The sequence below is a fragment of the Stenotrophomonas sp. YAU14D1_LEIMI4_1 genome, from assembly GCF_003086815.1.
Lineage (GTDB): Bacteria > Pseudomonadota > Gammaproteobacteria > Xanthomonadales > Xanthomonadaceae > Stenotrophomonas.
The window spans coordinates 214,770-234,540 of sequence record NZ_CP025997.1; the positions used below are offsets into that span (position 1 = coordinate 214,770).

At 68.1% G+C, this 19,771-nt stretch carries 20 protein-coding genes; 13 read left to right on the forward strand and 7 right to left on the reverse strand.

Going from position 1 to position 19,771, the window contains the following annotated elements:
- The first annotated feature begins 377 nt into the window (after positions 1-377).
- From C1932_RS00900 to C1932_RS00915, 4 genes are all read left to right on the forward strand, one after another.
- Entirely contained in the window at positions 378-3,227 is a 2,850-nt protein-coding gene (locus C1932_RS00900; RefSeq protein WP_108763307.1) for a pitrilysin family protein, read from the forward strand.
- 164 nt (positions 3,228-3,391) lie between these two features.
- Positions 3,392-3,709, forward strand: coding sequence for a DUF4156 domain-containing protein (locus C1932_RS00905; RefSeq protein WP_087921159.1), 318 nt, complete (start codon positions 3,392-3,394; stop codon positions 3,707-3,709).
- Positions 3,710-3,811: 102 nt separating this feature from the next.
- Positions 3,812-4,828: a 3-oxoacyl-ACP synthase III gene (locus C1932_RS00910; protein ID WP_108748081.1), complete on the forward strand. Its 1,017-nt coding sequence runs from the start codon at positions 3,812-3,814 to the stop codon at positions 4,826-4,828.
- 139 nt (positions 4,829-4,967) lie between these two features.
- Positions 4,968-5,858 (forward strand): alpha/beta fold hydrolase, encoded by an 891-nt coding sequence (locus tag C1932_RS00915; RefSeq protein ID WP_108760907.1) that lies wholly within the window; start codon positions 4,968-4,970, stop codon positions 5,856-5,858.
- A 51-nt stretch (positions 5,859-5,909) separates the two neighbouring features.
- On the opposite strand, the gene C1932_RS00920 is transcribed toward C1932_RS00915, so the two are convergent.
- A complete protein-coding gene (locus tag C1932_RS00920) occupies positions 5,910-6,281 on the reverse strand; it encodes a YkgJ family cysteine cluster protein (protein WP_108760908.1) in 372 nt (123 codons plus the stop codon).
- Between the two features lie 103 nt (positions 6,282-6,384).
- Here C1932_RS00920 and oleC point away from each other — a divergent pair, with 103 nt between their 5' ends.
- The 3 genes from oleC to C1932_RS00935 all read left to right on the forward strand — a co-directional run bounded on the left by oleC (position 6,385) and on the right by C1932_RS00935 (position 9,303).
- Positions 6,385-8,043, forward strand: coding sequence for an olefin beta-lactone synthetase (gene oleC / locus C1932_RS00925; protein WP_108760909.1), 1,659 nt, complete (start codon positions 6,385-6,387; stop codon positions 8,041-8,043).
- Positions 8,040-9,026: a 2-alkyl-3-oxoalkanoate reductase gene (gene oleD, locus C1932_RS00930; RefSeq protein WP_108760910.1), complete on the forward strand. Its 987-nt coding sequence runs from the start codon at positions 8,040-8,042 to the stop codon at positions 9,024-9,026. The genes oleC and oleD overlap by 4 nt, the downstream gene beginning before the upstream one ends.
- 121 nt (positions 9,027-9,147) lie before the next feature.
- Positions 9,148-9,303 (forward strand): DUF1328 domain-containing protein, encoded by a 156-nt coding sequence (locus C1932_RS00935; RefSeq protein WP_107231440.1) that lies wholly within the window; start codon positions 9,148-9,150, stop codon positions 9,301-9,303.
- A 124-nt stretch (positions 9,304-9,427) separates the two neighbouring features.
- Here C1932_RS00935 and ddlA read toward each other — a convergent pair whose 3' ends face one another.
- A complete protein-coding gene (ddlA, locus tag C1932_RS00940; protein ID WP_108763308.1) occupies positions 9,428-10,477 on the reverse strand; it encodes a D-alanine--D-alanine ligase in 1,050 nt (349 codons plus the stop codon).
- A gap of 365 nt (positions 10,478-10,842) precedes the next feature.
- On the opposite strand from ddlA, the gene C1932_RS00945 reads away from it, so the two are divergent.
- Both C1932_RS00945 and ubiB read left to right on the forward strand, forming a co-directional pair.
- Positions 10,843-11,478, forward strand: a complete 636-nt coding sequence (locus C1932_RS00945; protein WP_108760911.1) for an SCP2 sterol-binding domain-containing protein — start codon at positions 10,843-10,845, stop codon at positions 11,476-11,478.
- The gene (ubiB, locus tag C1932_RS00950; RefSeq protein ID WP_108760912.1) at positions 11,475-13,130 is read left to right on the forward strand and encodes a ubiquinone biosynthesis regulatory protein kinase UbiB; all 1,656 of its coding nucleotides are present in this window, start codon (positions 11,475-11,477) and stop codon (positions 13,128-13,130) included. The genes C1932_RS00945 and ubiB overlap by 4 nt, the downstream gene beginning before the upstream one ends.
- Positions 13,131-13,180: 50 nt before the next feature.
- On the opposite strand, the gene C1932_RS00955 is transcribed toward ubiB, so the two are convergent.
- From C1932_RS00955 to C1932_RS00970, 4 genes are read right to left on the reverse strand one after another with little or no spacing between them, the layout of a single operon-like run.
- On the reverse strand, positions 13,181-13,966 hold the full coding sequence (locus C1932_RS00955; RefSeq protein ID WP_108760913.1) for a YaiO family outer membrane beta-barrel protein: 786 nt from the start codon (positions 13,964-13,966) through the stop codon (positions 13,181-13,183).
- 5 nt (positions 13,967-13,971) lie between these two features.
- Positions 13,972-14,577: an acetyltransferase gene (locus tag C1932_RS00960; RefSeq protein ID WP_108760914.1), complete on the reverse strand. Its 606-nt coding sequence runs from the start codon at positions 14,575-14,577 to the stop codon at positions 13,972-13,974.
- The gene (locus tag C1932_RS00965) at positions 14,564-15,703 is read right to left on the reverse strand and encodes a glycosyltransferase family 2 protein (protein ID WP_108760915.1); all 1,140 of its coding nucleotides are present in this window, start codon (positions 15,701-15,703) and stop codon (positions 14,564-14,566) included. Before C1932_RS00965 ends, C1932_RS00960 begins: the two co-directional genes overlap by 14 nt.
- On the reverse strand, positions 15,703-16,314 hold the full coding sequence (locus C1932_RS00970; protein WP_108760916.1) for a PIG-L deacetylase family protein: 612 nt from the start codon (positions 16,312-16,314) through the stop codon (positions 15,703-15,705). Before C1932_RS00970 ends, C1932_RS00965 begins: the two co-directional genes overlap by 1 nt.
- Positions 16,315-16,545: 231 nt before the next feature.
- Between C1932_RS00970 and C1932_RS00975 the strand changes: the two genes are divergently transcribed.
- Together C1932_RS00975 and C1932_RS00980 are read left to right on the forward strand one after the other, a co-directional pair.
- Complete coding sequence (locus C1932_RS00975) at positions 16,546-17,127, forward strand: class I SAM-dependent methyltransferase (protein WP_108763309.1); 582 nt, start codon at positions 16,546-16,548, stop codon at positions 17,125-17,127.
- An 89-nt stretch (positions 17,128-17,216) separates the two neighbouring features.
- The gene (locus tag C1932_RS00980; RefSeq protein WP_108760917.1) at positions 17,217-17,954 is read left to right on the forward strand and encodes a pseudouridine synthase; all 738 of its coding nucleotides are present in this window, start codon (positions 17,217-17,219) and stop codon (positions 17,952-17,954) included.
- 82 nt (positions 17,955-18,036) lie between these two features.
- On the opposite strand, the gene C1932_RS00985 is transcribed toward C1932_RS00980, so the two are convergent.
- Positions 18,037-18,564, reverse strand: coding sequence for a DUF2059 domain-containing protein (locus C1932_RS00985; RefSeq protein ID WP_108748095.1), 528 nt, complete (start codon positions 18,562-18,564; stop codon positions 18,037-18,039).
- Positions 18,565-18,698: 134 nt separating this feature from the next.
- Between C1932_RS00985 and arfB the strand changes: the two genes are divergently transcribed.
- Together arfB and C1932_RS00995 are read left to right on the forward strand one after the other, a co-directional pair.
- Positions 18,699-19,130, forward strand: coding sequence for an alternative ribosome rescue aminoacyl-tRNA hydrolase ArfB (gene arfB, locus C1932_RS00990; protein ID WP_108748096.1), 432 nt, complete (start codon positions 18,699-18,701; stop codon positions 19,128-19,130).
- 46 nt (positions 19,131-19,176) lie between these two features.
- Positions 19,177-19,737: a lysophospholipid acyltransferase family protein gene (locus tag C1932_RS00995; RefSeq protein ID WP_233614934.1), complete on the forward strand. Its 561-nt coding sequence runs from the start codon at positions 19,177-19,179 to the stop codon at positions 19,735-19,737.
- Positions 19,738-19,771 lie beyond the last annotated feature (34 nt).

The following is a 19,771-nucleotide window of genomic DNA, read 5'->3' on the forward strand; positions in this document are numbered from 1 at the left end:
GTTGTTGAGCGGTGGTGTGGTAGTAAGGTAGTACACCAATTCTGGGCATGCAAGAGAAATTTTCGATTTTCTCTATTTGTTCAGCGTTCAGTCAGTTTCGATCTGAAGCCCTTCCTGGCGCAGGAACTACACAGCAATCGCCGTGCCAACTTTCAAGCGTTGATTTCAAAGGGTTTTTTGCGGTATTCGGAGTGTCCGCGGGGCGGACACCTGTCCGTTCGGCAGGCCGTGGACACTGTCCGGACGCGCTGGCGCGGCTTACGTGACCGCAACGGCGGGGCGGTCTGGCGCCCCCAGGGCAGTGACTGCTGGCCGATACCGGGCGGGCGGGACACACGCTAGGATCGGCATTCACCAACGTGACCAAGGATCTGGAAATGTCTTTCGCCCTGCGCCCGCGCACCGCGCTGCTCGCCGTTGCCCTCAGCACCGCCCTCGGCACGCTTGCGCCGACCACCGCCCTGGCGGCCAAGCCGGCCGCGCCGGCCAAGGTGGACATTCCCTTCGAGCAGTTCACCCTGCCCAACGGCCTGCGCGTGATCGTGCACACCGACCGCAAGGCGCCGATCGTGGCGGTGAACGTCTGGTACCACGTGGGCAGCAAGGACGAGCCGGCCGGCCGTACCGGCTTCGCCCATCTGTTTGAACACCTGATGTTCCAGAGCAGCGAAAACCACGACGGCGAATACTTCGAGCCGTTCAAGCAGGTCGGTGCCACCGGCCAGAACGGCACCACCAATACCGACCGCACCAACTACTTCGAGAACGTGCCGACCACCGCGCTGGACATGGCGCTGTGGATGGAATCGGACCGCATGGGCCACCTGGTGGGGGCGATCGACCAGGCCGCGCTGGACGAGCAGCGCGGCGTGGTGCAGAACGAGAAGCGCCAGGGCGAAAACCAGCCCTATGGCCAGGTCTGGGAAAAGCTGAACCGCGCGCTGTATCCGGCCGGCCACCCGTACCACCACAGCGTGATCGGGTCGATGAACGACCTCAACGCGGCCTCGCTGGATGACGTGAAGACCTGGTTCCGCACCTGGTACGGCCCGAACAATGCGGTGCTGGTGCTGGCCGGTGATATCGACCTGGCCACCGCCAAGGAAAAGGTGGCGCGCTACTTCGGCAGCATCCCGGCCGGCCCGACCATGGCGCAGCCGAAGGTGGACGTGGCCAAGCGCGATGCCGATACCCGCGAAGTGATGACCGACAAGGTACCGCAGGCGCGCATCTACCGCGCCTGGAACGTGGCCCAGGTCGGCACGGCCGACATCGACCAGCTGCAGTTGCTGGCCGAAGTGCTGGGCGGTGCCAAGTCCTCGCGCCTGAGCCAGCGCCTGCAGCACCAGGACAAGCTGGTGGACAACATCAGCGCCGGCGCCTACGCCTCGCAGCTGGGGTCCAACTTCATGGTGATGGCCACGGTGAAGAAGGGCCAGGACCCGGCCCGCATCGAGAAGATCATCGACGAGGAAATCGAGCGCCTGCTGAAGGACGGCCCGACCGCCGATGAACTGGCGCGCGCCAAGACCGGCTTCCGCGCCGGCTTCATCCGTGGCATCGAGCGCATTGGCGGCTTCGGCGGCAAGGCCGATGCGCTGGCCGAATGCGCGGTCTACACCGGCGACCCGGGCTGCTTCCGCACCTCGCTGGCCAACATCGACAAGGCTACCGCCGCCGATCTGAAGCGCCTGGGGGCACAGTGGCTGGACAAGGGCAGCCACACCCTGGTGGTGGAACCGGGCGAGCGCGTGGCGCTGAAGGAAGAAGCCTCGGCCACGCCCAAGCCGTTCAACGTGCCGGCCGTGGACAGCAAGTACAGCACCCTGCCCGAGCAGGTCGACCGCAAGGCAGGCGTGCCGCAGACCCGCGAATTCCCGCAGTTGAAGTTCCCGGCCCTGCAGCGCGCCACCCTGAAGAACGGCACCCAGGTGGTGCTGGCCGAGCGCCACGAGATTCCGGTGGTGCAGTTCAGCTACCAGTTCCCGGGCGGCTTCACCGCCGACCAGGGGCGCAAGCCGGGCACGGCCAACTTCACCATGAGCCTGATGACCGAAGGCGCCGGCAAGCTGGGTTCGCTGGCCTTCGCCGATGCCGCCGATGCGCTGGGCGCCAGCCTGGATGCCTCGGCCGGGCTGGATTCGGTGGATGTTGAACTGTCCGCACTGAAGGAAAACCTGGTGCCGTCGCTGGCGCTGTATGCCAGCCTGCTGCGCGAACCGCGCTTCGAGCAGGGCGAGATCGACCGCGTAAAGGCTTCGTGGATCGCCGGCATCCAGCAGGAAAAGGTCAACCCCAATGCGGTGGCCATGCGCGTGCTGCCGCCGCTGCTGTACGGCAAGGGCCACCCTTATGCGATTCCGTTCACCGGCAGCGGTGACGAGGCGGCCATCGCCAGCCTGGACCGCGAGGACCTGGTCGATTTCCACCGGGACTGGCTGCGCCCGCAGGACGGCACCCTGATTGTGGTGGGCGACACCACCCTGGCCGAGATCGTGCCGCTGCTGGACAAGCAGCTGGGCGACTGGAAGGCCAGCGGCGATGCGCCCACGGTCAAGGCCACCACCGCCGTTGCCGTGCCCAGCGCACCGCGCGTGTTCCTGATCGACCAGCCGGGTGCGGTGCAGGCCAACCTGTTCGCCGGCCAGGTGGTTCCGCCGTCCAGCGATGCCGGCTCGACCCGCTTCGACATTGCCAACGGCGTGATCGGTGGCGACTTCACCTCGCGCCTGAACATGAACCTGCGCGAGGATAAGCACTGGTCCTACGGTGCCCGCACCATGGCCAGCAACACCGTGGGCCAGCGCCCGTGGATGGCGATGGCGCCGGTGCAGATCGACAAGACCGGCCCGGCGCTGGCGGAAATGCGCAAGGAGATCGCCGGCTTCGCCGATGGCAGCAAGCCGGCCACCGAGGCAGAGGTCAACCGCATCCGCAACATCCAGACCCTGAGCCTGCCGGGTGCGTATGAAACCGCCGCGGCCGTGGCCTCGACCATTGGCAACATCGTGCAGTTCAAGCGCCCCGACGACTACGTGCTGCGCCGCAAGGCCGAGATCGAAGCGATGACCCCGGCGCAGGTGCAGCAGGCAGCGGCCGAGATCAAGCCGCAGGCGCTGACCTGGGTGGTGGTGGGTGACCTGAAGCAGACCGAAGCAGCGGTGCGCGCGCTGAACCTGGGCGAGGTGACCGTGATCGATGCCGACGGCAACCCGGTGAAGAAATAAGGCAAGACCCGGCCAGGGGTCGGATCCCTCCTGCAAGGAGGGCTCCGACCCCCAGTGTGCATCCGGGGTCAGAGCCCCCTGCCGGGGGATCTGAACCCATCCCCGGCTACCCCCGATTCAGGCTGTTCAGGCAGAATCGCCCCATACCCTTCCAGGATCTGCCCATGCGCGTTCTGCTGCTTTCTTCCCTGCTGCTTACCGTCACCGCCTGCACCTGGGTGCCGATTGAACCGGCCGGCAAGGCGACCCGCGTGCTGCCGGCAGGCCCGGTTCCGGCCGGCTGCATCACCAAGGGCGAGGTGGTGGTAACGGTCAAGAGCAAGGTCGGCTTCTACAACCGCAACCCGCTGCGCGTGCAGGAAGAGCTGGAAACCCTGGCCCGTAACGAGGCCCCCAGTGCCGGCGCCAACGCCGTGCAGGCCGCCGCCGCCCCGGCCGATGGCAGCCAGCGCTTCGCCGCGTTCCAGTGCCCGCCACGCTGAATCCTTCACCATACGGGGATGGCTGAATTCGTAAAGATGCGGTGAAGGCGCGGGGGTTATAGAATAGCGCCCCCTTTTGCCTGAGCCTTGGCGCTAACCTCGATGCTCTTCAAGAATGTCTCGATCGCCGGCCTCGCACACGTCGACGCGCCGCATACGTTGACGACCAAGGAAATCAACGACCGACTGCAGCCGACCCTGGACCGCCTGGGTATCCGCACCGACGTGCTGGGCGATATCGCCGGCATCCACGCCCGCCGCCTGTGGGACACCGGCGTGCTGGCCTCGGACGCGGCCACCATGGCCGGCCGCAAGGCGCTGGAAGATGCCGGCATCACCGCCGGCCAGGTCGGCCTGCTGGTCAACACCTCGGTCAGCCGCGACTACCTGGAGCCGTCCACGGCCTCCATCGTGTCGGGCAACCTGGGCGTCAGCGACGAATGCATGACCTTCGACGTGGCCAATGCGTGTCTGGCCTTCATCAACGGCATGGATATCGCCGCGCGCATGCTCGAGCGCGGTGACATCGACTACGCGCTGGTGGTCGATGGCGAAACCGCCAACCTGGTCTACGAAAAGACCCTGGAGCGCATGACCGCCCCGGACGTCACCGCCGACGATTTCCGCAACGAACTGGCGGCCCTGACCACCGGTTCGGGCGCCGCGGCCATGGTGATGGCGCGCTCGGAACTGGTGCCCGACGCCCCGCGCTACAAGGGTGGCGTGACCCGTTCGGCCACCGAGTGGAACCAGCTGTGCCTGGGCAACCTGGACCGCATGGTGACCGACACTCGCCTGCTGCTGATCGAAGGCATCAAGCTGGCGCAGAAGACCTTCGCCGCCGCCAAGATCGCCCTGGGCTGGGCCGTGGAGGAACTGGACCAGTTCGTCATCCACCAGGTCAGCCAGCCGCACACCGCCGCGTTCATCAAGAACTTCGGCATCGACCCGAAGAAGGTGATGACCATCTTCGGCGAGCACGGCAACATCGGCCCGGCCTCGGTGCCGATCGTGCTGAGCAAGCTCAAGCAGCTGGGCAAGCTGAAGAAGGGCGATCGCATCGCGCTTCTGGGCATCGGCTCGGGCCTGAACTGCTCGATGGCCGAAGTGGTCTGGTAAACAGCCTGCTGCACGATCTCCTGTAGAGCCGAGCCCTGCTCGGCTCACGCGCGCAGCGCGGCTCTTCAGCAGCGGACGAGAAAGCAGCCGAGCATGGCTCGGCTCTACAGTGCGCCGCGACTCTCCTTAGGTGCTCCGCATGCGCGATCTTCCCGGTTACCCCGCCCACCCGCAGCGTTTCGAGGTTCGCCCCGGCCTGTCGATGAACTATCTCGACGAGGGCCCGCGCGATGGCGAGGTGGTGGTGATGGTGCACGGCAACCCGTCGTGGAGCTATTACTGGCGCACGCTGGTGGCTGGCCTGTCGGACAGGTACCGCTGCATCGTGCCCGACCATATCGGCATGGGCCTGTCGGACAAGCCCGATGACAGCCACTACGCGTACACCCTGCAGTCGCGCGTGGACGACCTGGATGCGCTGCTGAAGCACCTGGGCATCACCGGCCCGGTCACCCTGGCCGTGCACGACTGGGGCGGCATGATCGGCTTCGGCTGGGCGCTGTCGCACCACGACCAGGTGAAGCGCCTGGTGGTGCTCAACACGGCGGCCTTCCCGCTGCCGGCGGCGAAGAAGATGCCGTGGCAGATCGCGCTGGGCCGGCACTGGAAGATCGGTGAGTGGATCATCCGCACCTTCAATGCGTTCTCGTCCGGTGCCTCGTGGCTGGGCGTGGAGCGGAAGATGCCGGCCGATGTGCGCCGCGCCTACGTGGCGCCGTACAACAGCTACGCCAACCGCATCAGCACGATCCGTTTCATGCAGGACATTCCGCTGTCGCCGGCCGACAAGGGCTGGTCGCTGTTGGAACGCGCCGGCCAGGCGCTGCCGTCCTTCGCCGATCGCCCGGCCTTCATCGGCTGGGGCCTGCGCGACATCGTGTTCGACCACCACTTCCTGAAGGGCTTCCAGGCCGCACTGCCGGCCGCCCAGGTGCATGCGTTCGACGATGCCAACCACTACGTGCTGGAAGACAAGCACGAAGTGCTGGTGCCGAAGATCCGCGCCTTCCTGGACACCAACCCGATCTGATCGGTGCGCGGGGTCAGAGCCGTTTCTGCGAAACGGATCCGACCCCTGGCCTCAGGCCGCGATCGGGCTCCCGTCGCTGCCTTCCCAGTCCGCCGGGGTCAGCGGGGCCAGGCCATAGGCAATGCGCGCCTTGTCGCACTGCGGGCTGGCCTTGCCGTATTCCCACGAGGCATCGACCTCGCGGCACACGCTGGGCCGGTTGGGGTGGATGGTGCAGCGTGAATACACGCCGATCTGCGCATCCAGGGCCACGCAGCGCACCGGCTTGGAATGGGTGCCGCGCATGCACAGGCGGTGCGGGTCCAGCGTTTCGGTCAGCTGGTGCGGTACCCCGCCGGGGGTAACCTCGTCCGATTCCATCCAGTGAAAGGCCACGCGGTACTGGGTGCAGCAGGCGCCGCAGGTCATGCAGGGATGTTGCATGGTCAAGCCGCCTCGGGCGGCAGTGGAATGGGTGACGAGGCTGCGGATTTTCCACGAAGTCGGCCGCCGCGCAAGAAATTCCGTAAGCGGCGACAATGAACGGATGAACCGACCCTGCAATATTGCCGCGCGGCTGCCGGAACTGGCCCGTGAACGCCCCGACCAGATCGCCATCCGCTGCCCCGGCCGCCGCGGCGCCGGCAACGGCATGGCTGCCTATGACGTGACTCTGGACTACCGCCAGCTGGACGCCCGCAGCGATGCCATGGCGGCCGGCCTGGCCGGCTACGGCATCGGCCGCGGCGTGCGCACGGTGGTGATGGTGCGTCCTTCGCCGGAGTTCTTCCTGCTGATGTTCGCCCTGTTCAAGCTGGGCGCGGTGCCGGTGCTGGTCGATCCGGGCATCGACAAGCGCGCGCTGAAGCAGTGCCTGGACGAAGCGCAGCCGGAGGCCTTCATCGGCATTCCCCTGGCCCACGTGGCCCGTCTGGCGCTGCGCTGGGCACCGTCGGCCACCCGTCTGGTGACCGTGGGCCAGCGCCTGGGCTGGGGCGGCACCACCCTGGCCGCGCTGGAGCGCGCCGGCGCCGCCAGCGGCCCGATGCTGGCCGCCACCGACGGCGAGGACATGGCCGCGATCCTGTTCACCAGCGGCTCCACCGGCGTGCCCAAGGGCGTGGTCTACCGCCATCGCCACTTCGTCGGCCAGATCGAACTGCTGGGCAACGCCTTCGGCATGGAAGCGGGCGGGGTGGACCTGCCGACCTTCCCGCCGTTCGCGCTGTTCGACCCGGCGCTGGGGCTGACCTCGGTCATTCCGGACATGGACCCGACCCGACCGGCGCAGGCCGACCCGGCGCGGCTGCACGATGCCATCCAGCGTTTCGGCGTGACCCAGCTGTTCGGTTCGCCGGCCTTGATGCGCGTGTTGGCCCGCCATGGCCGGCCGCTGCCCTCGGTCACCCGGGTCACCTCCGCCGGCGCCCCGGTGCCGCCGGACGTGGTGGCCACCATCCGCCGCCTGCTGCCGGGCGATGCGCAGTTCTGGACGCCCTATGGCGCCACCGAGTGCCTGCCGGTGGCCGTGGTGGAAGGGCGCGAGCTGGAGCGTACCCGTGCCGCCACCGAAGCCGGCGCCGGCACCTGCGTGGGCAGCGTGGTGGCCCCCAACGAAGTGCGCATCATCGCCATCGATGACGCCCCGCTGCCCGACTGGTCGCAGGCGCGTGTGCTGGGCGTGGGCGAAGTGGGCGAGATCACCGTGGCCGGGCCGACTGCCACAGACAGCTACTTCAACCGCCCGCAGGCCACCGCCGCGGCGAAGATTGCCGAAACCCTGGCCGATGGCAGCACCCGCATCGTGCACCGCATGGGCGATGTCGGCTACTTCGATGCGCAGGGCCGCCTGTGGTTCTGTGGGCGCAAGAGCCACCGCGTGGAAACCGCGCGCGGGCCGCTGTACACCGAACAGGTGGAACCGGTGTTCAACACGCTGCCCGGCGTGGCCCGCACCGCACTGGTGGGCGTGGGCGCGGCCGGTGCGCAGGTGCCGGTGCTGTGCGTGGAGCTGCAGCGCGGCACCCGCGATGGCGCGGCCCTGCAGGAGGCGCTGCGCGCCCATGCGGCCACGCACTTGCCCGCTGCCGGCGTGCAGCACTTCCTGGTCCACCCGGGCTTCCCGGTGGACATTCGACACAACGCCAAGATAGGCCGCGAAAAGCTGGCCGTCTGGGCCAGCGCTGCATTGGAGAAGCGTGCATGAAGATCCTGGTTACCGGTGGTGGTGGCTTCCTTGGCCAGGCCCTGTGCCGCGGCCTGCTTGAGCGCGGCCATCAGGTGCTGGCGCTCAACCGTGGCCATTACCCGGCGCTGCAGGCGATGGGCGTGGGCCAGATCCGTGGCGACCTGGCCGACCCCCAGGCCGTGCTGCATGCGGTGGCCGGGGTGGACGCGGTCTTCCACAACGGCGCCAAGGCCGGCGCCTGGGGCAGCTATGACAGCTACCACCAGGCCAACGTGGTGGGCACCGACAACGTGATTGCCGCCTGCCGCGCGCACGGCGTCGGCCGCCTGGTCTACACCTCCACGCCCAGCGTGACCCACCGCGCCACCCACCCGGTGGAAGGGCTGGGCGCCGACGAAGTGCCGTACGGCGAAAACTTCCAGGCCCCGTACGCGGCAACCAAGGCGATTGCCGAGCAGCGCGTGCTGGCCGCCAACGATGCCAGCCTGGCCACGGTGGCGCTGCGCCCGCGCTTGATCTGGGGCCCGGGTGATCTGCAGCTGGTACCGCGGCTGGCCCAGCGTGCCCGCCAGGGCCGCCTGCGCCTGGTGGGCGACGGCAGCAACAAGGTCGACACCACCTACATCGACAACGCCGCGCTGGCGCACTTCCTGGCGTTCGACGCGCTGGCCCCCGGCGCGGCCTGTGCGGGCAAGGCCTATTTCATTTCCAACGGCGAACCGCTGCCGATGCGCGAGCTGTTGAACAAGCTGCTGGCGGCGGTGAATGCCCCGGCCGTGGAGAAAACCCTCAGCTTCAAGACCGCCTACCGCATCGGCGCCGTCTGCGAGCGCCTGTGGCCGCTGCTGCGCCTGCCCGGCGAACCGCCGTTGACCCGGTTCCTGGCCGAACAGCTGTGCACGCCGCACTGGTACAGCATGGAACCGGCGCGCCGCGATTTCGGTTACGTGCCGCAAGTCAGCATCGAAGAAGGGCTGCGCCGCCTGCACGCGGCCTCGTGACGACGGCATCACGCCGCTGAAGGCTTCATCGCGCGCAGAAGTGGCCGTCACCGGTTGCACACCGCCGGATCGGGAGGATGGACCCACGCCATCCACGGCCCGACCCATCGCGAGGAGCGCCATGCTGCACTACGCCGTTATTTTCTTCGTCATCGCCATCATCGCCGCCGTGCTCGGCTTCTCCGGCATTGCCGGCGCCGCCAGCAACATCGCCTGGATCCTGTTCGTCGTGTTCCTGATCCTTGCGGTGATCTCGATGTTCCGCAAGCGCGGGTAGAGTCGAGCTTGCTCGACCGATCCTTGTAGAGTCGAGCCATGCTCGACTGTTCCAACAGCAGTCGAGCAAGCTCGACTCTACAGAAGCGGGTCCCGCATGTAGCGCGAGAAGCGGGTTCCCTGGGTTACACCAGCGCCTTGTCGGCCGCGTGCCGCTCCAGCGCCAGTTCGATCAACCGCGTGATCAGCGCGGTGTAGCCCAGCCCACTCGCGCCCCACAGCTTGGGATACATGCTGATGCGGGTGAAGCCAGGCAAGGTGTTGATCTCGTTGATGGTGATCTTCCCATCCGCGCCCAGGAACACATCCACCCGCGCCATGCCCGCGCACTCCAGCGCCTGATAGGCCTGCAGCGCGATCTGCTGGATACGCGCCTGGCTGTCGGCATCGATCGCCGCCGGCACCACTACATCGGCACCTGCCGCGTTCAGATACTTGGTGTCATAGGCGTAGAACTCGTCATGCACCACCACCTCGCCACACACACTGGCCTGCGGCTGCGCGTTGCCCAGCACCGCGCATTCGATCTCGCGACCGGCCACGGCCGATTCCACCAGCACCTTGTGGTCGTGGCGCAGTGCCAGTTCCAGCGCCGCCGCGAAGCCGGCCGCATCCTTCACCTTGCTCACGCCCACCGACGAACCCTGGTTGGCCGGTTTCACGAACAGGGGCAGGCCCAACTGTGCGATCAGTGCGGGCACATCCACCTGGGCCGCCTGGTGGCGGCGGATGCACACCCACGGTGCCACGGGCAGGCCGGCATCGCGCAGCAGGCGCTTGGCCACGTCCTTGTCCATCGCCGCCGCCGAACCCAGCACCGACGAACCCACGAACGGCAGGCCGGCCATGCGCAGCAGACCCTGCAGCGCACCGTCCTCGCCCAGCGGGCCGTGCACGATCGGCAGCACCACGTCGATCTGCCCCAGTGCTGCACCCGGCAGTAGCGCCGAGGCGGCGCCGGACGGGCGCAGCGCGATCCGCGCCGGATCATCGGCGTTGAGCAGGAACGCATCGGGCTGCAGCAGGTGCCACTGCCCCCGCTTGTCGATGCCGACCAGCACCGGTTCGTAGCGCTGGCGATCCAGCGCATCGAGGATGTTCTTCGCCGACTGCAGCGAAACTTCGTGTTCGGAAGACGTGCCGCCGAAAATGATGCCAACCCGGGTACGTGCCATGGGCAATGCGATGTCCTGTGCAACAAGGACCCACAGCATGAACCTTCCCGCGCCGACCAGGTGAGGTCCACATGAATCTCCATGGGGTCGGAGCCCGTTGCGCGGCAACGGGATCCGACCCCGCTTGCTCCGACAGATCGCAGCAGACTGTCAGAGGCGGGCCGGGGTGGGCAGGCGGGACCGCAGGCGCCATGGATGGCGCCTACGAGCCCCCATGGATGGGTTGACGGCGTGTCCCGCCTGCCCACCCCGGCCCGACTCCCCACGCAATGTGCAGTTGCTTCAGTCGAGCATGGCTCGACTCTACGAGGGCGCCGGGCGGCAGCCCGGCCCAAGCCCGCCACCAGCGCAGGTAGAATGCGCAGATGGCTCTTTCCCTGCTCAAGTCCCTCAAGCCGGTCGCTGGCCGCGCCCTGCAGATCGCCCTGAACCGCGCCCTGGCGCTGGATCTGGACACCCGCCACGCCCTGGCCAGCCTGCACGGCCGGCACATCGACCTGACCCTGGAAGCGCCGGCGCTGGCCATGCGCATCAGCGTGGACGGCGACCAGCTGCGGGTCGGCCCGGTGGACGCCCAGGAAGCCGACCTGGCCGTGCGCAGCAGCCTGGCCGGGGTGCTGGCGCAGTTGCCGCTGCTGGCCAACGCGCGGCGTGGCGACGACGCCGGCAAGGGCCGCGTACGCGTGGCCGGCGATGCCGAACTGGCGCGCCGCCTGCAGCAGCTGGCCAAGGGCTTCGATCCGGACTGGCAGCAGCCGTTCGTGAGCGTGTTCGGCGACGTGCTGGGCGTGCAGGTGGCCAACACCCTGCGCAGCGCCTTGCAGCACGCGCGCCAGGGCGCCATCGACCTGGCCCACAGTGCCGCCGAATTCGTCACCGAAGAATCGCGTGACGTGGTGCCGCGTGGCGAACTGGACGCCTTCCACGATGACGTGGACGTGCTGCGCGACGACGTTGAACGATTGCAGGTGCGCGTGCAGCGCCTGCGGGGTGCCGCATGAAGGCCCTGATGCGGGCCAACCGCATCGGCCGTGTCATTCTGCGTTACCGCCTGGACGACCTGCTGCAGGGCACCGCGGCCGAGCGCTGGCTGCGCCTGGCCAAGCCGTTCGTGCCGCGCGCACCGGCCGCCATTGCCGCTCAGTCGCGTGGCGCACGCCTGCGCCTGGCGCTGCAGGACCTGGGCCCGATCTTCGTCAAGTTCGGCCAGATCCTGTCGACCCGCCGGGACCTGGTGCCGCCGGACGTGGCCAATGAACTGACCCTGCTGCAGGACCGGGTCAAGCCGTTCGACGGCGATACCGCGCGCCGCATCGTGGAAGAAGCGCTGGGCCTGCCGGTCAGCGAGGCCTTTGCCAGCTTCGATACCGAACCGCTGGCCTCGGCCTCGATCGCGCAGGTGCACGCCGCCACCCTGGCCGATGGCCGCCAGGTGGTGGTGAAGGTGCTGCGCCCGGGCATCGAGAAGCAGATCGACGCCGACATCGCGCTGTTGAGCTCGCTGGCCAGCCTGGTCGAGCGCACCCACCCGCGCGCCGACAAGATCCGTCCACGCGAAGTGGTGGCCGAGGTGGAAAACACCCTGGCCGCCGAGCTGGACCTGCAGCGCGAAGGCGCCAATGCCAGCGTGCTGCGCCGCTTCTGGGAAAACAGCGACGATCTGTACGTGCCGGAAGTGATCTGGAGCCACACCGCCGAACGCGCGCTGACCCTGGAACGGGTGTGGGGCATTCCGTCCGACGACATCGTCGCCCTGGACCAGGCCGGCATCGACCGCAAGGCGCTGGCCGCCAAGGGCGTGCGGGTGTTCTACACCCAGGTGTTCCGCGACAACTTCTTCCACGCCGACGCGCACGCCGGCAACATCTGGGTCGACACCGATCCGGCGCGCCGCGACAACCCGCGCTTCATCGCGCTGGACTTCGGCATCATGGGCCAGCTCTCGCAGGAAGATCAGTACTACCTGGCCGAGAACTTCATGGCCATCTTCAACCGCGACTACCGCCGCATTGCCGAACTGCACGTGCAGGCACGCTGGATGCCGGACAACGTGCGCATCGATGATCTGGAAGCGGCGGTGCGTTCGGTGTGCGAACCGTACTTCACCCGGCCGCTGTCGCAGATTTCGCTGGCCGAAGTGCTGCTGAAGCTGTTCCGGGTGGCCCAGCGCTACCAGCTGACCCTGCAGCCGCAGCTGATTCTGCTGCAGAAGACCCTGCTGAACATCGAAGGCGTGGGCCGCCAGCTGGACCCGCAGATCGACATCTGGGCCGTGGCCAAGCCGGTGCTGGCGAAGATCCTGCGCGAGCGCTACAGCCCGCGCCGGGTGGTGCGCGAGATCGGCAAGCGCCTGCCGGAAATCATGACCCACGCGCCGGACATGCCGCGCCTGGTGCATGCCTGGCTGAGCCAGCAGGTGGAAGGCCGCCACGAACTGGCCATGCGTTCGCGCGATCTGGTGGCGCTGGACGCCAGCCTGCAGAAGCTGCAGAAGCGCGCGGTCGGGGCGATCACCGGCGTGGGCCTGCTGGCCATTGCCGCGCTGCTGTACGTGCTGCGGCCGCCGGGCTGGTACTGGGGCGACCTGCCCATGCTGGGGCTGGGTGCGGCGGTGCTGGGCGCGGTTGCGCTGGTCCGCGCCTGGTGGCGCTGAGCCCGCATGGCTGATCGGCTGGCAGCGCGCACGCTGCCAACCCCCTGTGGCTACCAGTGGTAGCCCAGGCCCAGGTGCGACTGCACGCTCTGGAAGCGATCCAGACGCGTTGAATGCCAGGTCTTGCCCAGCCCGGCTTCCAGCATCAGATGCTGGCCCAGCGGCTGGTTGCGGCGCAGGAAGACGCGCTTGCTGTCGTGTTCGCGCAGCAGCAGCGGGTCCGCATCGGCGGTATACCCGGAGGTACCCTGGCCCAGCCACAGCTGGGTGGAGCCGCGCCCACTGCTGTCCTTCAGCCGCAGCGACACCGTGGTGCCGTGGCCATCGGGGCCGTTCGACTGGCGGTGGCGCTCATGCCGCAGCGAGGCGGTCACCCGCGGGAAGTAGTGCGACGCCCCGATCGACCAGCCGCTGACGTAGGCGCCGGCGTGGTATTCGGCGTACTTGCCGCCCACGCTCAGCACGGTCTGCGGCGTTACCTTCCATTGCAGGTCCTGCTGGATCTGCCGGTTCACGAACACCGGATCGTCGTTGGACGCCGTGGCCGCGGTGCGGGTGGAAAACCGCGGCGACCAGGTGTGGTGCAGCGAGCCCTGCACCCGGTTGCCGCCGAAACGGGCACTGCCGTAGTCACGCTCGCCATGGGCCAGGCCCAGGTGCCAACGGCTGTCGCCACTGCGCCCGGCCACGTCCAGGGTCTGCACATCGCGGTGGCCGAAGCCATCGGTGTAGTCGGCGTGGTCCAGTTGCAGCGCAACCCGGTCGATGCCGGCGTGGGCGCTGGACACGGCCAGCAGCAGAGCGCACGGCAGTGCGCCACGGAAGATCAATCGCATGGTGGTTACTCCAGGGGTTGGGAATGCAGCTGCTGCGCCAGCCGGTAGCGGCCCGGCGGCAGGTTTCGTTCCACGGTGATGCGTGGGCCGAACTGGCTGCCCGCAGCGACGATGCGCCCGGGCAGGATGATCACGCCGACGCCCAGCGCGGCGCGTGCGCCGATCCATGCGCCCAGCTTGCCGCGCTGGCTGTCGTGCACGTTGCCGTCCACATGCACGCGGATGTGGGCGCCATCCAGGCGATGGTTGCTGGTGCGCACCAGTGCGCCCAGATAGGCGTGGTCGTCAATGCGGCTGTCACCGATGAAGCACTGCGGGCCGATGCTGACCTGCTGGCCGATCAGCGCGTGCTTCAGTTCGCTGGCGAAGCCGATGCGCGTTCCATCGCCAATCTGCAACGGCCCGCGCAGCAGCGCGTGGTTGCCGATCACGCAGTCGCGGCCGATCATTACCGGGCCCTGGATATGGGCGCCATCGCAGACGCGTGTACCGGCGCCGATGCGCACCGCACCCTGCACGATGGCACGCGGCGAGACCTGTGCCTGCGGGTCGATGGCAGGTGACATCGCGGCCAACGCGGTGGCCATCGCCTGCAGGTCATTCCACCACATGCGGGTACCTCGTCGGCTTGTCGCGTGCCGGCTCGCGCCCGGTGCACAGCCCCTTCAGCCCGTGCACCAGCCAGATGGCGTAGGCCAGCAGCACGTACAGCATGGAAAACGCGGCGGCGGGCACCAGCCAGGCGCTGCGGTGGTGCACCGCGCTGACCACCGCCAGTGACATCACGATGCCGATCCACACCAGCGGCATCACCGCCAGCACCAGCCCACCCGGGCCGTGCACCTGCGCGGCACCGAACCACACATGCAGCGAAGCAGCCACGCCCAGCAGTGCCAGCAGGAGCATCGGCAGGATGCTGAACACCCCGAAGCGGCTGAGCAGCAGGCCGCGGTGCAGGCGCATGCAGACCGCATAGCCCACGATCCAGCGCCGCCAGCGTCGCCATTCCTCGCGCAGCGTGTTGCATTCCTGCGGGTAGACCACGCAGCGGATGCTCTGCCGCACGCGGAAGCCCTGCGCCACCAGCGACCACGACATGTCCAGGTCTTCCACGCGGGTGCGGTCGGAAAACCCCACCTTGCGCAGCACGGCGGTGCGGAACAGCCCGCACGAACCGGAGACGATGAAGGGCGCGCCGCCCAGCCACTGCTGGAAGCTGCGCTTGATCACGATCATCGGCAGCTTCAGGCTGGCGCGCACATGGGGCAGGAAGCCGGCGCCGCGCAGGCAGGAGGAAGGTACGCCGCCCACAGCATCGGCGCCGCGTTCGATCTCGGCCAGCAGGTGGCCCAGGCCATCGCCCTGGGGGTCGATGCGTGTATCGGCATCGGTCAGGAACACCTGTTCGGCGGTGACATGCTGCAGGCCGTGCATCAACGCACCACCCTTGCCCGTGTTGGCCTGGTGTACCGCAAGCAGGCGCCCGGGCCACTGCGCCTGCAGCGCGTCCAGCACCTGCGCGGTGGTATCGGTGGAACCATCGTTCACGCAGATCACCCGCGCCACGTAGCGGTTGTGCAGCAGGTCGGTGAGCGAGCGCGCCAGGCACGGCGCTTCGTTGTAGGCGGGCACGATGGCGTCGATGCTGTGCAGCCGCGCGCTGGGCCGGCGCGCGGCATGCACCAGCAGGCGCACGCCAATGAAGACGCACATGGCCAGGAACAGCAGCGTCTTCATCACAGCACCATCCGGTGGGCCAGGAAGCCTTCGCACGGCCCCAGGCCGATCTGCTGGCCACGGAACTGCGCATGGCAGCGCAGATGGCTTTCCTGCATGTACTGGCGTTCGCCCTGGCTGGCATGTTCGCGCAGCGCCAGGATCTTCTGCTCCAGTTGGGCGCTGATGTCTTCGAACACCTGTGGCGCGAACTGCGGCAGCGTGCTCGGGCTTTCGTAGCACAGCACCTGGCCCACGCCGCGGCAGGCGATGATCGAGCACTCATGCACGGTGCGATGGTCCTGGTGGTGGTCCTGGCCGCACATGGTGTAGACGCGCTGCGGTGCCACGGTGGCGCAGGCACGTTCGATGGTCGCGATCAGCTCGTTGCGGCAGGCCGGGAAGCAGGTATCGGGAAAGTCGCACTGCTGCACGTGCAGGGCGCCCAGCTGCTGCAGGGCGCGATGCGATTCGCCGCTGCGATCGGCGCCGTCGTGGCAGCCGCGGCCGCCACGGCTCAGCACCAGTGCATGCACGCGCGCGCCGTCGCGGGCCAGTTTGGCCAGGCTGCCACCGCAGCCCAGTTCAATGTCATCGGGGTGGGCGCCGATCGCCAGAATATCCAGGGGCATGGCGGGGTCCTTGCGGGATTCGGGAAACAGGCGCGTGTGCCGGGGCGTGCGCCGAGAGGGCCGGGACTATCGCAGCGCAGATGCGGGCGATCCATGCAACATTTCCGAAAAGCGCGCAGGATCACAGCGCGGTGGCAGAAACCGCGTGGGGTGCGCCACTCGCTGCTGCTGCTGCGTTCGCGCGACAATCATCTGAACGTGCCGAATGCGGCACGCCCTGCAGGACGAGACATGGATCTGGCAGCACTGAAGGACGAACTGGCGCGCCACGGCGCCGACAACGATGCGCGCGAAAGCGAACGTGGCCGGCGCATGCTGAACATCACCGCCGACACCGGTGAACTGCTGTCGGTGCTGGTGCGTTTCGGCCAGGCCCGGCGCGTGCTGGAAATCGGCACGTCCAATGGCTATTCCACCCTGTGGCTGGCCGAGGCCGCCGCAGCGATCGATGGCCACGTGACCACGCTGGAATACGCTGCGGACAAGGTGGCGATGGCGCGCGCGAACTTCGCTCGCAGCGGGCTGGGCGGGCGCATCACCCTGGTGCAGGACGATGCCGGGGTCTGGCTGGCCGCGGCGGACGACGCCAGCGTGGACCTGCTGTTCCTTGATTCGGACCGCGAACAGTACGCCGGCTGGTGGCCGCAGCTGCGCCGCGTGCTGCGCCCCGGCGGCCTGCTGGTGGTGGACAACGCCACCTCGCACGCCGCACAGATGCAGCCGCTGCGCGCGTTGCTGGATGCGGATGCGGATTTCAGTACCAGCTTGGTGCCGGTGGGCAATGGTGAACTGCTGGCGGTGCGCAACGGCTGATGGCTCTTGCCGCCGTGGTATGGGGTCAGAGCCCTTTTCCGCAGGAAAAGGGATCCGACCCCACGCGAGCGCCCCCGTATAATCCGGCGGTGAGTACCGATACCGAAACCGCCCCCGAAACCGCCCCCGAAACCGCCCCCCTGCAGCTGCTGCATCTGGATGAACGGCTGGCCGTGGTCAACAAGCCGGCCGGGCTGATGGTCCATGACAGCAAGCTGGCCCGCGGCGAAGATGATTTCCTGGCCGACCGCCTGCGCGAGCAGCTGGGTCGCCCTATTTTCCTGGTGCATCGCCTGGACCGCGCCACCAGTGGCTGCCTGCTGCTGGCCTTCGACCGCGATACCGCCAGTGCGCTGGGCAAGGCGCTGATGGGCGGTGAAGTGAGCAAGGATTACCTGGCCATCTGCCGCGGCTGGCCGGCCGAGGAGGCCTGGCAGGTGGACCACGATCTGGATGGTGGGCCTGGCAAGCCGGTGAAGAAGCCGGCGGTGACCGATTTCCAGCGCCTGGCCACCGGCGAGCTCTGCGTGCCGGTGGGCGAATTCGCCAGTTCGCGCTATGCGCTGCTGCGCTGCCAGCCGCTGACCGGTCGCTTCCGGCAGATCCGCCGGCACCTGAAGCACCTGTCGCACCACCTGATTGGCGATACCAGCCACGGTGACGGCCGCCACAACCGCAACTTCCGCATGCAGGGCGTGCATCGCATGCTGCTGCACGCCGAGCGCCTGCGTTTCCCGCACCCCGATGGCGGCATGTTGGATGTGCGTGCGCCGGTGGATGCCGGTTTCCAGAAGGCGCTGGACCTGTTCGGCTGGCAGGTGGACTGAAGGTAGCGCCGGGCCATGCCCGGCGTGGTACCCCGGGGTCAGTGCCCTTTCCCGTTGGGAAAGGGATCCGACCCCGATGGGGTTATTTCTTTTCCGGCTCGTTCACGATCGCTTCCAGGTCCTTCTGCAGATCGGTGATCAGCGGCTGCATGCGGGTCTGGATGGCCACCATCACGTTCTGCATCAGTGCCGGGGTCTTGTCCAGCAGGCTCTGGCCGGCCGGGCTCTCGTAGAACTCGGCCATGGCCAGCACGTCTTCCTTGCTGAAGGTCTTCTTGTAGAGATCGACATACATCGGGCGCAGCTGCTGCCACGACAGCGCCTGGCGCAGGGTCTGGTTGGTGCGCGCCTGGATGCGCTGCAGCTGTTCCTGCTGCTGGGCGGTCAGTTGGCGCTGCGCGGTGGCCTGCTGGAACTGCTGCTGCTGCATCGCTTCGATCTGCGGCAGCGCCGCGTCGAGCATGGTCTGCGCGCGCGAGGCGGCCAGCAGGCGGTTGATGTCGCTGTCGGTCGGCGGCGCGGCCCAGACCGGGCTGCTGCACGCGGCCAAGGCCAGCAGCAGGGCAACGCGGCGCAGGCGCGCGGGCAGGGCGGGAACAAGGCGGGTCATGCGAAGCTTCCTGCGGTACATGGAAGACCCAGCATACCTGCTGCGCAGGCGAAGGCGGCGTGTTCGGTACCTGATCGGCGGCATACGGTGCGCGATGGCGGCCACGGCGGCGCCGGTGCCGCTACAATGCGCGCATGGGCAGTGGACCGGTCACCATCAGCGCGCAGCTTGAAATCCCCGACGGCGAGATCGTCGAGCGGTTCGTGCGTGCCAGCGGTGCCGGCGGGCAGAACGTCAACAAGGTCTCCACCGCGGTGGAACTGCGTTTCGATGTGGCCGGCTCGCCCTCGTTGCCCGAGCCGCTGCGCGAGCGCCTGCTGGCGCGCCGCGACCGGCGCATGACCGGCGAAGGCGTGCTTGTCATCGATGCGCAACGGTTCCGCACCCAGGATCGCAATCGCGAGGATGCGCGCGAGCGGCTGGCGGCCTTCATCCAGGCTGGGCTGAACGTGCCCAAGCCGCGCAAGGCCACCAAGCCGTCCCTGGGCTCGAAACTGCGTCGTCTGGACGCCAAACGCGGGCGCGCGCAGATCAAGCGCGGGCGCTCATCACGTGACTGGGAGTGATTGCTTGAACAACCCGACGCCGTTGCTGCCGGCCGTGCCGCCGAACATGCCGCAGGTCAAACCCAACGCCTTCCTGCGCTGGCTGGCGCGCTGCACCCTGCGCCTGGGCGGCTGGAAGGTGACCGGCACGCTGCCGGACATTCCGCGCCTGGTCTTCATCATCGCCCCGCATTCGTCCAACTGGGACGGGCTGTGGGGCATGGCGGCCAAGATCGCGCTGGGCATGAAGGTGAAGGTGCTGGGCAAGGCCTCGCTGTTCTGGTGGCCGCTGGGCCCGCTGCTGCACCGGCTGGGGGTGATCCCGCTGGACCGCAGTGCGCCGCAGGGCACGGTCGGCCAGGCCGTGGACCTGCTGCGCAACAACGAAAAAATGTGGTTTGCCATCACCCCCGAAGGCACCCGCAAGGCGGTGAAGGACTGGAAGGCCGGTTTCCTGAAGATCGCGCGGATGGCCGACGTGCCGGTCCTGGCGGCGTACTTCCACTACCCGGAAAAGACCATCGGCATCGGCCCGCTGTTCACCCCCACCGGCGATGATGCGGCCGACATGGCGGCCATCCGTGAGTTCTACCGCCCGTGGATGGGCAAGACCCGCGGCACGGTCTGAAACGCCCCGCAGCGGCCGCATACACGCCACGTCC